Below are 12,211 nucleotides of genomic sequence, written 5' to 3'. Positions count from 1 at the left end.
GGGCGGTGAGTACCCCAGGCAATCCGCAAAGGCAGGCCATTCCGTGGGCAACCGTGCCCCTGTTGCTGCCCGTCGTCGCACTGGCCGCCGGAATACTGGGTGCTTCCTTTCTACAGTATCGGTACGCGCCTGCCTTCCTGGGGGTTACCGTAGTCCTTAGCTTCTTGGTCATTGCACTGCACCTGCGTCCCCGCCCTGATGGCAAAACGGCAAATACTGCTTCGGTACTTGTCCTGCTGGCAATCTTTGCCTTTGGCGGTTGGTATGCGGGTGAGCGGCATCCGCTAAACGATGAGCGGCACTTTAGCCATTGCTATGCGCCGGGCGATCAACTCCTCGGAACACTCACGGCGGTGCGGCCCGGGGAGCGACTCACGACAACGGAAGTGCGGGTGACGGGCGTGATCAGACAAGACTCGGTACACCCGGCCAAAGGGAATTTGCTGGCCTACCTGCCCTCCGATACCGTTGCGATCGGCGATGAGATTTTGCTAGCCGCGGAGATAAGTGTTCCGACCGGCCCGCTCAATCCCGGCGCCTTCGACTACGCGGCCTACCTGGCCAACAAGAATATTTTCCACCGTACCTACCCCGATAGCCTTGAGTGGACGCGGGTGAGCCACCGGTCCGCCCTTACCCTCACCGCCATCGGCGACCGCTCGCGGGAGGCCTGGTTTGCCAGTCTGCAACCCTACCTGGATGGCGACGACCTGGCGGTGGCGGCCGCCCTGATCATGGGAAAACGCGACCTGCTGGGCACGGAAGTTAAATCGGCCTATGCGGATACCGGGGCCATTCACGTGCTGGCGGTGTCGGGACTACACGTCGGTATTCTGGCCCTCCTCGTGACCCAATTGCTGCGCCTGTTGTTGCCGCCGCGTCCGGTATGGTTGGCGGTGCGCGCCGTGGCGACCGTGCTGTTGGTGTGGTACTTCGCCCTCGTCACCGGCCTGAGCGCTTCGGTGCAACGGGCCGCGCTGATGGTGACCGTGGTAATCATCGGGAAATCGATGAACCGCAACAACAACATTTTCAACCTACTGGCGATCGCCGCCCTCGTGATGCTGGTCGTGGAGCCAAAGCAGCTTTTCCAGGTCGGTTTCCAGCTCTCCTTTGCGGCGGTGGCGGGTATTGCGTTGTTTACCCGCGGCCTTCAGAAATTGGTCTACCTGCCCGGTAAACTGCGAATCGGGTGGGACGCCATCAGTGTTTCCACGGCGGCCCAACTTGGTACCTTGCCCCTGTCGCTGTACTACTTCGGACAGTTCCCGGTGTACTTCATGCTGAGCGGCACCCTGGTCATCGTATTCGCCTACCTCGTGCTGGCGCTCGGACTTCTGCACGGTTTTCTGGCAGGCATTGGGGCCGCCGGCGGTCTGCTGGAACCCACGGGCACCCTTCTTCGCTGGGTGGTGAAGGTGCAGAACGAGTTCATCTTTTATTGCCGCCAGTTGCCCGGCGCGACCCTGCAGATTACCGAATTCGGACTTCTTTCCGCGGTGGGTCTTTTTTTGCTGATCGCCTGTGTGGCGTACCTGGTTTTTCGCCCCAGTCACCGCGCCCGCTGGGCAGCAATGAGCCTTACCGGGCTGCTGTGCGGCTACTGGCTGCTCGGTCCGGTAATTTCTCCCACCCCGCCGCAATTCACGGTGTACCACCTGCCCCGCAAGACCCTCATCGACGTATACGACGGCAGACACGGCATTGGGATAGGCGACCGTGTGGAAGACCGCCAGCTTATCTACAACGTACTTCCGTCGCGCGAACGATTCGGGACCGACTTTGCCGCTCACCTAGCCTTTACGACGGATACCATCCTGCCCGCGGCTACCGTAGCCTATCCCCTGCTGCGACTGCTGGATCGTCGGGTACTGCTGCTCGACCGCAACGCGCGGCCACGGCTCGAAAGCGGCCTCCCCGAGGTAGACCTGGTGATCCTGCGCAACGGCTTTTCGCCGCGGGACTTGCCCGTCGACTTACCCGAGGTGCCGGTGGTGATTGATGGTTCCAATCCGCCGTACGTTGCGGACCGGTGGCGGGAGACAGATTCCGATGTCCACGTAACGGCCGAGCAGGGAGCTTACCGCTACGTGATCACGGAGTAAGGATCGCCTTTTTACAGGGTCATCACTTCCTTTTCCTTGTTTTCGACGATGTCCTCAACCTTCTTGCTGAGTGTGTCGGTCCAGCCCTGCACCCGTTCTTCCATGCGCTTGCCGGCATCTTCGGGGTAGCCGTTCTTGACTTCCTTCTTGATGCTTTCCATGGCATCGCGGCGGGCGTTGCGGATGGAGATCTTGGCCTCTTCCCCTTCGGCCTTCACCACCTTGGCGAGTTGCTGGCGGCGCTCGGTGGTCAGGGGGGGTACGTTGATACGGATGAGCTGGCCGTCGTTCTGGGGCGTCACGCCGAGGTTGGCTTCGAAGATAGCCTTTTCGATGGTTCCCAGGTTGGACTTATCGAAGGGCTGGATGGTGATCGTGCGGGAGTCGGCGGTGCTGATGCTGGCCGTCTGGTTGATCGGCGTGGGCGTACCGTAATAATTTACCATGATGCCGTGCAGCATCGCCGGACTGGCCTTGCCAGTACGGACTTTGACGAGCTCGCGTTCGAGGTGTTCGATGGCCTCTTCCATGAGCATCTTAGATTCTTCCAACTGGTCGCTTAGTAGATCTTCCATTTTTCTTCGCTTTGGCGTAAAAGTAAGTACTCCCTTATTTAATTCGTTCCAGACGTGCTTTCCCGATGTAGGAATGCAGCACTTCCGGGAGTAGAATACCGTCCTCCGCCTGGTTGTTCTCCAGTAGCGCCGCGATAATCCGCGGCAGGGCGAGGGCGCTGCCGTTGAGGGTATGTGCAAGCTGGGTGCCCCGCTCGGTGCGGTAGCGCAGCTTGAGTCGGTTGCTCTGAAAGGTTTCGAAATTGGAAACCGAGCTGACCTCCAGCCAGCGCTCCTGGGCGGCACTCCACACCTCGAAGTCGAAGGTCATGGCGGAAGTAAAGCCCATATCGCCGCCGCAGAGGCGCAGGATCCGGTAGGGAAGGTTCAGCTCGTCGAGCAGGCCACCGACGTGGGCGACCATTTCGTCCAGCTTGGTGTAGCTCTCTTCGGGGGTTGTGATCTGTACGATTTCTACCTTATCGAACTGGTGTACCCGGTTCAGTCCGCGCACGTGGCTGCCGTAGCTGCCGGCCTCCCGGCGGAAGCAGGGGGTGTAGCCGGTGAGCCGCACGGGCAGTTGGTCGGCCTCGAGGAGTTCGCCGCGGTACAGGTTGGTCAGGGGCACCTCGGCGGTGGGGATCAGGTAGAGGTCGTCTTCCGGTACGTAGTACATCTGGCCCTCCTTGTCGGGCAGCTGGCCGGTGGCGCGGGCGGTATCCTCGTTGACCAGCAGGGGCGGCGCGTATTCGGTGTAGCCGGCGGCCGTGTTGCGGTCCAGAAAAAAATTCACCAGGGCACGCTGTAGTCGGGCACCCTGTCCGGTAAAGACCGGAAATCCGCTACCCGTAGTGCGCACGCCCAGTTCGAGGCTGAAGATGCCGTACTCCTCGGCCAGCTCCCAGTGGGGCTTGGCACCCGTGCCGGGGGTGGGCAGTTCACCCGGATGGTCCTGGTACACCTCATTGTCTTCCGCGCTGCTGCCGGCGGGCACCAGGGCGTGGGGGACGTTGGGTAGTTGGAGGAGCTGCTCGTCGAGCTCCGTCAGGACTTCGGTCAGGGCTGTTTCTATTGCCGCGGATTCATCCTTGATGACGTTGACGCGATCGCGCAGGCTACCCGCTGCTTCTTTCTGGCCGCTTTTGAATAGGTCCCCGATTTCCCGGGACAGTTGGTTGCGTTCCGCGAGCAGGTTATCGTTCTGGGTCTGGAGTTCCTTGCGTCGGTCGTCCAGGGCTACAACCTCGTCGATTTTGGCGGCGGCATCCGGGAGGTTCCGCTTTTCCAGACCGGTGAGTATCCGATCCTTATCCTCCCGCAACATCTGTACCTGTAACATATCTTATTAATTGAAGCGCCAAAGGTAAGTACCCGGAAAAGGACGCCGTAGCCCTCCGTGGTTGAACATTATGTGGTATGAAGCGTATTTAGTTGCATAGTGATCGCCGCCATCGCGTTGCATTCCGAAATAAGGTTGTAGCTTTGCGTAGCAAGCGATTCCGCACGCAGATCCCGGAGGTGGCATTTCTGCTCTTCCCGACGGTCACTTTTCATCGTTTCCGCACCATGGGCCTACTTCTATGCTTCCGTTCGGGAAGCCGGCCCGCAACCATCGGTTATTGAATCCTCACTGGGCGCTTCCTCGATACGGGACGCCGCCTTCTCTACCATCCCCCCCTTACGTACTATCCCAATAGATGTTTAGCATAGCGCAATTACAGAGCATGCTAGTTCCCGAATTAAGGGACTATGCAGAAAAACTCGGTCTCAAGTCTTATAAAAAGCTCAATAAGCAAGACCTCATCCTCACCCTGCTCGAGCAGCAGGCCGTGAAGGGCACCGAGAGTGTGAGCGAGCCGCCCGCGGCCTCCGACACCGACCGTGTACCCAACCGCCGCGCCGCCGCCGCCGCATCCGCCGCCCGCAGGAGCGAAGAAGACGCCGCCTCCGAAGAAAAGGAGGAAAAGCCGGCCCGCGGACGCGGGCGCAGAAGCAGCCGCAACAACTCCAACGATTCCACCGCCGAACCAAAACGGCCCGTACGCGGTCGCGGCCGGTCCAACAACGGCAAGGACGAAAGCAACGAAGACGAGGACCGGGATACTAAAAAGACCGAGGAGGAAAAGCCCACCCGTGGCCGCGGCCGGGGACGCCGCAGCATGCGGGATGAATCCAGCAATAAGAAGGACGATCGCAGCGACAACAACAGCTCGCCCGAAGCCGAGGAAAAGCAGGACAACAACCGCAACCGTAGCGGAAAATCCGATGACGACGGTCAGGACAACCGCAGCCGGGGACGCGGCCGGGGCAACAACGATAAGAGCAACGACAGCGACGACCAGCAGCGCAACGACCGCTACGGCAACCGTGGCCGGGTAGAAGAGCGCGACGACAGCCGCCGCAATAACAACAACGAGCAACGCCGCAGCCCCCGCAATGAGCGAGGCAGCGACGATCGCAACACGGATCGCAACACGGATCGCAGTTCCGACCGGAACAACGAGCGCAGCAACGATCGGGGAGGAAACCGCAACGACAACCGTCGCGGCCAGCCTGAGTACAAGCTCGACGGCATCATCAGCGCCACCGGCATCCTTGAAATGATGCCCGACGGCTACGGTTTCATGCGCTCGCCGGACTATAACTACATGACCAGCCCGGACGACGTTTACGTCAGCCAGCAGCAGGTCAAGTCGTACGGTCTGCGCACCGGCGATACCCTCCGCGGCCCCGTCAAGCCCCCCAAGGAAGGCGAAAAGTACTTTGCTCTCCTCGATGTCGAAAAAATCAACGGCTTCGACCCGAAGGACATTCGCGACCGCGTTCCCTTCGACTACCTCACCGCCCAGTTCCCCACCGAGAAGTTTACGCTTTCCGGCTCGACCCACGGTAAGGACTACGGCATGCGTCTGGTCGATCTCTTCGCTCCCATCGGTAAGGGTCAGCGTGGCCTCATCGTCGCCCAGCCCAAGTCCGGTAAGACCTTCCTGCTGAAGGACGTCGCCAACGCCATAGCCAAAAATCACCCCGAAACCTACCTCATCGTGCTGCTCGTCGACGAGCGCCCCGAGGAAGTAACGGACATGAAGCGCAGCGTTAAAGCAGAAGTCATCAGTTCCACCTTCGACGAGCCGGCCGAAAACCACGTTCGCGTGGCCAACGTCGTCCTCGAAAAGTCGAAGCGTTTGGTAGAAAGCGGTCACGACGTCTGCATCCTGCTCGACTCCATCACCCGCCTGGCCCGCGCCTACAACACCGTTCAGCCCAGCTCCGGCAAGGTCCTTTCCGGTGGTGTGGAGGCCAACGCCCTGCAGAAGCCCAAGAAGTTCTTCGGTGCCGCCCGTAACATCGACGGCGGTGGCTCACTGACCATCCTGGCTACCGCCCTCATCGATACCGGCTCCAAAATGGACCAGGTCATTTTCGAGGAATTCAAGGGTACCGGCAACATGGAACTCCAGCTCGACCGCCAACTCGCCAACAAGCGCATGTACCCGAGCATCGACTTCACCCGCTCCAGCACCCGTCGCGACGACCTGCTGCTCGACCGCGACGTGCTCCAGCGCATGTTCATCCTCCGCAATCACCTGGCCGACATGAAACCCGAGGAGGCCTTCCTCTTCCTCATGCGCCACATGAAAAATACTACCAGCAACGAGGAATTCTTGGCTACGATGAATAGCTAAGTTGTTGGATTATTTAGTTGTTGCATTGTTGTGTTTTTCGCCTAGGGCGGGGACGCGGGTGCAATGACTTTCGTTTGACGGCAGACCAATTTGGCACTCTTCGGAATGCCGGTTGGTCTGCCGTTTTTGTTTGGCCTCCGGCTCAGGCAATCGCTGTTGTTATTTTTGCAATCTTAAACCTCTACCCCTTGACCAACGTACTCGCCCTCACCCAAAACCCCGTACAGGAGAACACCTACCTCGTTTACGATACGGACACTAAGGAGGCCATCATCTTCGATCCGGGTTGCTTCACGCCGGCCGAGGAACGGGAGTTGGTAGCTACCATTGATGAGCTGGGGCTGAAGCCGGTTCACCTAATCAACACCCACTGCCACTTCGACCACGTGTTCGGCAACGCCTTCGTAATGGACCGCTACGGACTCAAACTCGGCATTCACCCACTGGAGGAGCAAGTACTCGAGGCGGCCCCGATGATCGTTCAGGCCTACGGAATGCCACCAATGACGCCTTCCCCCAAACCCGATTATTTCATTAACGAGGGCGATACGGTCAGCCTCGGCGAGACCACCTTCGAAGTGCTGTTCTGTCCCGGCCACTCTCCCGGAAGCATTTGCTTCTACAACCGCACCGAAGGATACGTGATTGCCGGCGACGTCCTCTTCCGTCGCTCCATTGGCCGCACCGACCTCCCCCTCGGGGACCACGATGCCCTGATCGGCTCCATCCTCACCAAACTTATGCCGCTGCCGGATGAAACAGTGGTGTATCCCGGCCACGGCCCCTCCACCACCATCGGTGAGGAGCGAAGAGAAAATCCCTTTCTGTAGCGGCGGCCTTCAGCCGCCTGGCTGCTTAGGACGTTATTGACAGCGTGACGGCTGAAGGCCGTCGCTACTGGTTCGTGGCATCCTGCCGCGGTGTGTCGGTTCGTGGCATCCTGCCGCGGTGTGTCGGTTCGTGGCATCCTGCCGCGGTGTGTCGGTTCGTGGCATCTTGTCGCGGCGTGTCGGTTCGTGGCATCTTGCCGCGGCGTGTCGGTTCGTGGCATCCTGCCGCGGTCACATTCGTCAGTATCCTATTATTCACCCAGTGAGATTCGCTCAGCCCCGTAGCGGCGGCCTTTAGCCGCCTGGCTGCTTCGGGGTTTTACAGGCAGCGTGACGGCTGAAGGCCGTCGCTACTGGTCCGTGGCATCTTGCCGCGCGTGTCGGTTCGTGGCATCCTGCCGCGGCGTGTCGGTTCGTGGCGTCCCGCCGCGGTCATCGTCGTCAGTATCCTTTTATTCACCCAGTGAAGTTTGTGCCGAGCCGTAGCGGCGGCCTTTAGCCGCCTGGCTGCTTCATGGTTTTACAGGCAGCGTGACGGCTGAAGGCCGTCGCTACTTAGGCCCGGCAGGATGCCGGGAACCACTTAAAGGCCGTTGTTATGCGTGATCATCCAGCCCGTATACGGTTTCGGTGCTCTGCGTAGGCACCTCGTCGGTCATATCCTGTACGAAGCGGCACCACTCGCATTCGGGTTTGCTGCAGCCGGTGAATTGCTGTTCCTGGATTGCGTCCCAGGCGGTGCGGAGAATGGTACGCAGCGCGTCTGTATCCTTCTGCAGTATCTCGATCTTTTCTTCCCGCTGTTCACCGTCGGGATTGGTCAGCAGATAACTGATGTGGCCTTCGCGGACCCGGCGGAGGTTTCCCGGCCGGTTATCGAAGAGCAATTTGTAGAAGGTGAGTTGCCGCCAGTAATCACCACCGTGGGGATTCTTCTCCGTGGGCCGCCGCATTTTGCCTGAACCACCGGAGCTGGTTTTGTAATCGACCACCCGTACGTAGGCATCATTGATTACGTCGATCCGGTCTATAATACCGGTGAGGGGTATACCGTCTACCTCTGCATTTTGGATCAGGAGCTCGACCTCGACGTCCTGCACCCAACCCTTGCGGTACCGGTCGTAATAAGTGCCCAGTTCGCGGCGACCTCGCTCAAGCCTACTTTGATACCCCCGTGTGGTGAGCATACCGCGGCGTTTGCCCAGCGCCATATCGAAGTTATAGATCAATTCTTCGCGGCTGGGGAATACGCGGGCAGGATCACGTTTCATGCGCAGAAAGTAGTCCTGCAACGCCTCGTGCAGGGCCGATCCGTACACCGTGCGTTCCCGCTCCCGGTCGGGTACCCGGAGGAGCTTTTCGTAGTAAAACCTTAGGGGACAGTCGAGGTAGGCATATAGCGCACTTACGCTTAACCGAAAGTCGACCAGTAGCTCCGCAATGGCGGACCGTTCGAGTACGGGGAAGCGTGCCTTGTCTTTTGGAAGTAACTGTAGGTGGGCGAGTTCGGCCAGGGTATCGGCACTAAGGCTTGCTTCCCGGACTTCTACTCCTCCGGCGCCGATCAGCTCATCCACGAAAGCCACGTGTTGCTGCAGCTTGTCCTGGTGGTTTAGTTCGGCACAGGAGAGGATCACCTCACTCCGTGCCCGGGTGAGCGCCACAAAAAATAGCCGACGCCGGGCTTCTTCCTCGTCCTCGGTACCGGCGTAGGTAAGCGTATCGGGCAACTTGAAGCGGTTGCTAGACCGCCCACCACCCGGGCCCCAGGCCTTTTCGGAGCAGTCGAGCATCCACACCTTCTCAAATTCGAGCCCCTTCGCGCTGTGGGCCGTGACCAACAGAACCGCCTCCGCCTGATCGAGGTGAGAGCGTAGGGGAAGCTCGATGCGGTTGCCGTCCATTTGCACCAGCGTATCGAGCAGTTCGGATAGGGTGAGGCGGGGGCGGCGGGATAGCTCACGCAGTACGAAATCGGTAAAGGTCGCTACGTGTTGCAGCAGTTCCGCCCGATTGGGATCGCGCAGTACGGAGGCCAGCAGTCCGGAACCGTTAAGCACCCATTCCACAAATTCCGGAAGGGAGAGGCTGCCGATGAGGCCGATGCCTTCCTCCAGCCAGTCGGCTACCCGGCGAATCTCCCCGGGCGCTTCAATGCCGTAAGGGTAAAGGTCCGACTGTCGGAGGTAATCGCGCCAGCTGGGCAACCTCCCATTACGGTCGAGGGTATCGAGGCGACCGAGATTTAGCACCGACAGGTCATGAGGCAGCAAACCGAAGCAGCGAAAGTGCAGGATTCGAAACAGCAGATACTCACCGGTACCCGGCCGCTCGTGCTCCGCCTGTAGGTAGCGCAAGATTTCGCGCAGTTGGCGTACCGGGCGGCCGTCGAGTACGTTGGGCCGGCGTTTGCTCCGGTAGGGGATTCCGGCGCGCTCCAGCAGGTGACGCAAGAGTTCCGCCTGGCTGTGCTTGGCGTAGATGACCGCCATCTCCGACCAGGGTACGCCCGCTTCGTGCCAGTGTTGCAACTGACCGACGAGGTACCCGGTTTCCTGCCGGTGATCGGTGAAGGACAGGTACCGTACGTCACGGCTTTCTTCCGTTGACATTGCACCCGCGGACCCGCCCAACGTGTGGTTGCTGTTGAGTCGCTTATCTATTTGGCGATCCGGCAGGCGGTCGCCGATGCGGAGAATATTACGATTGATGATGGCCTCGGCCCCGTCTAGAATGGCCTGGGTGCTGCGGTAGTTTTCGTTGAGGGTCACGACGGTGAGGTCGCGAGCGTAGCGGTTGTGGAAGTCGACCATGGCATTGAGACGCGCGCCCTGAAACTCGTAGATTGCCTGATCGTCGTCGCCGACAATGAAGACGTTGGGATTTTCCCAGTAATCCGTAAGGTGACGGATGATGCGGTCCTGGCTGCCGTTGGTGTCCTGGAACTCGTCCACCAATAAATAGCGATAGCGCTCCTGGTAGCTGCGCAGCAGGCTCGGATGGTCGTGGAAGGCGCGCAGGACCCAGCCGATCATGTCGCCGTAATCATAGCGACGTTGCCGCCGGAGCACTTCCTGGTACTTCGGAAACAGGCTTACGGCGCTGGCGAGTTTATCCATACGCAGGCGCTCTTCGGCAATTTTGCCTACGTGGGGATCGCCCTTCTGCTTGTCTTTGTACTTACGCTGGTAGGTGAAATCGGGGTGGTCCTCCAGACCGGCCACGTAACTCTCGATTCGTTGCTGTAGCTCATCTTCCGTCCAGTTTTCGGCCTTCATTTGGGCGAAAAGATCCTGCAGGTGATCCTCGTAGTGGTATGCCTCGTGATACCCGAGGCGGAGGGCATCGGTCTGGGGCAGGCCGTCCATCAATTCGCGGATGATGCGGATGCGTTCCAGTTCGGAGAGCGGCTCCAGGCCGGGGCGGCCGAAGTAGTGCAGGTTGTGCTGAATGACGCTGCTGCAGAAGCTGTGGAAGGTATTGATGCTGACCCGGTGGGCCTCCGGTCCGATGAACTGAAGCAGGCGCTTGCGCATGGCCTTCACGCCGGCATCGGTGAAGGTGAGGCAGAGAACATTGTGGGCGCCGGCGTCGGTCTTCAACAGGATGTTGCCGATGCGGGCGGCAAGCAGGTGGGTCTTACCAGTACCGGGGCCGGCCAGTACCATGACGGGGCCCTCAACCGCCTCGACGGCGGCGCGCTGACCGGCATTCAGGCGGGCTAGTTCGGCGCGAAAACCGGCGTTGTAGTCGTAAAGTTTGCGTGCGGGCATGCCCAGAATTAACCGTTCAGTCCGCTGCTAGTTGACGAAAAGAGCCGAGATACTTTCGTTGTTGTGGGTGTTCTGGATAGCGGTGGCGAAGAGGTCGCTGGAGCTCAATACCTTGATTTTTTCCGACTCCTTCCGCAGTGGAATGGTGTCCGATACGATAAGCTCGGTGAGCTGGCTGTTGTCGATGTTCTCGTACGCATTGCCACTGAGCATGGGATGGGTAGCGATGGCACGTACGGAGCGGGCGCCCCGTTCCATGATGAGGTCGGCGGCCCGGCAGAGGGTACCGGCGGTGTCGACGAGGTCATCTACCAGGATCACATCGCTACCCGTAACGTCGCCGATCAGCGTCATGCCCGCGATTTCGTTGGCGCGTTTGCGGTACTTGTCGCAGATGACCATATCCCGTTCAAAGTGCTTGGCGTAGGCGCGGGCGCGTTTCACCCCACCCATGTCCGGGCTGGCAAAGATCACGTTGCTCATGTTCTGCTCCTGAAAGTAGGGGATAAAGATCGCCTGGCTCTGGAGGTGATCTACCGGGATGTCGAAGAATCCCTGGATCTGGTCGGCGTGAAAATCGAGGGTCATGATGCGGTCTACCCCGGCCGCTTCGAGCAGGTTGGCGATGAGTTTGGCGCTGATGGGGACGCGCGGACGGTCCTTGCGATCCTGGCGGGCGTAACCGAAGTAGGGGATCACCGCGCACACGTAGCCGGCCGAAGCCCTTCTGGCGGCATCGATGGTCAGCAGCAGTTCCATCAGGTTATCGCTGGGCTGAAAGGTGCTGCCGATGATGAAAACGTACTCCCCCCTCACTGATTCCTCGATAATGGGTTGCATTTCCCCGTCGCTGAACCGGCTGACCCGAAACTGTCCCAGTGGATGACCGTAAGCACCGGCGATCTGCTCGCTGAGGTACATGCTCTTGGTCAACGACAGTAGGGTAACCTTGTCGTTCATGGGGGTGAGGCGGGGGTGGTGGGGCATGGGAATTTACAATTTACAGTTTCAAAAGTACCATTTACAATTTGGCTGCCGCGCGGGAGAGTCGTCGGCCGACCGAGGCACGAGGCTCGTCCGCCGACTGAGGAGAAGGAATTTGAAATGGAAAATTGCTGATTTAAAATTTGGCTGCCGCACGGGAGAGTCGTCGGCCGACCGAGGTACGAGGCTCGTCCGCCGACTGAGGAGAAGGAATTTGAAATGGAAAATTGCTGATTTAAAATTTGGCTGCCGCACGGGAGAGTCGTCGGCCGACCGAGG

The 12,211-nt window shown here is 59.7% G+C and carries 7 protein-coding genes; 3 read left to right on the top strand and 4 right to left on the bottom strand.

The window, feature by feature from the left end:
- Positions 1–5: 5 nt before the first annotated feature.
- On the top strand, positions 6–2,105 hold the full coding sequence (locus GGR28_RS07805) for a ComEC/Rec2 family competence protein (RefSeq protein WP_183495204.1): 2,100 nt from the start codon (positions 6–8) through the stop codon (positions 2,103–2,105).
- 11 nt (positions 2,106–2,116) lie between these two features.
- On the opposite strand, the gene frr is transcribed toward GGR28_RS07805, so the two are convergent.
- Positions 2,117–2,680, bottom strand: a complete 564-nt coding sequence (gene frr, locus GGR28_RS07800) for a ribosome recycling factor (protein ID WP_183495203.1) — start codon at positions 2,678–2,680, stop codon at positions 2,117–2,119.
- A 34-nt stretch (positions 2,681–2,714) separates the two neighbouring features.
- Positions 2,715–3,998 carry a serine--tRNA ligase gene (gene serS, locus GGR28_RS07795; RefSeq protein WP_183495202.1) on the bottom strand — a complete coding sequence of 428 codons (1,284 nt, stop codon included), beginning with the start codon at positions 3,996–3,998 and terminating at the stop codon, positions 2,715–2,717.
- A gap of 385 nt (positions 3,999–4,383) precedes the next feature.
- On the opposite strand from serS, the gene rho reads away from it, so the two are divergent.
- Together rho and GGR28_RS07785 are read left to right on the top strand one after the other, a co-directional pair.
- A complete protein-coding gene (gene rho / locus GGR28_RS07790) occupies positions 4,384–6,345 on the top strand; it encodes a transcription termination factor Rho (RefSeq protein WP_246416506.1) in 1,962 nt (653 codons plus the stop codon).
- A gap of 188 nt (positions 6,346–6,533) precedes the next feature.
- On the top strand, positions 6,534–7,175 hold the full coding sequence (locus GGR28_RS07785; protein ID WP_183495200.1) for an MBL fold metallo-hydrolase: 642 nt from the start codon (positions 6,534–6,536) through the stop codon (positions 7,173–7,175).
- A gap of 596 nt (positions 7,176–7,771) precedes the next feature.
- On the opposite strand, the gene GGR28_RS07780 is transcribed toward GGR28_RS07785, so the two are convergent.
- Together GGR28_RS07780 and GGR28_RS07775 are read right to left on the bottom strand one after the other, a co-directional pair.
- The gene (locus GGR28_RS07780) at positions 7,772–10,948 is read right to left on the bottom strand and encodes an ATP-dependent DNA helicase (RefSeq protein ID WP_183495199.1); all 3,177 of its coding nucleotides are present in this window, start codon (positions 10,946–10,948) and stop codon (positions 7,772–7,774) included.
- A 27-nt stretch (positions 10,949–10,975) separates the two neighbouring features.
- Complete coding sequence (locus GGR28_RS07775) at positions 10,976–11,935, bottom strand: ribose-phosphate pyrophosphokinase (RefSeq protein ID WP_246416498.1); 960 nt, start codon at positions 11,933–11,935, stop codon at positions 10,976–10,978.
- Between the last annotated feature and the right edge of the window lie 276 nt (positions 11,936–12,211).

The organism is Neolewinella aquimaris (assembly GCF_014197245.1).
Classification (GTDB): Bacteria; Bacteroidota; Bacteroidia; order Chitinophagales; family Saprospiraceae; genus Neolewinella; species Neolewinella aquimaris.
The sequence above is the reverse complement of the archived record's forward strand: the minus strand, read 5'-3'. Positions and strand labels throughout refer to the sequence as shown.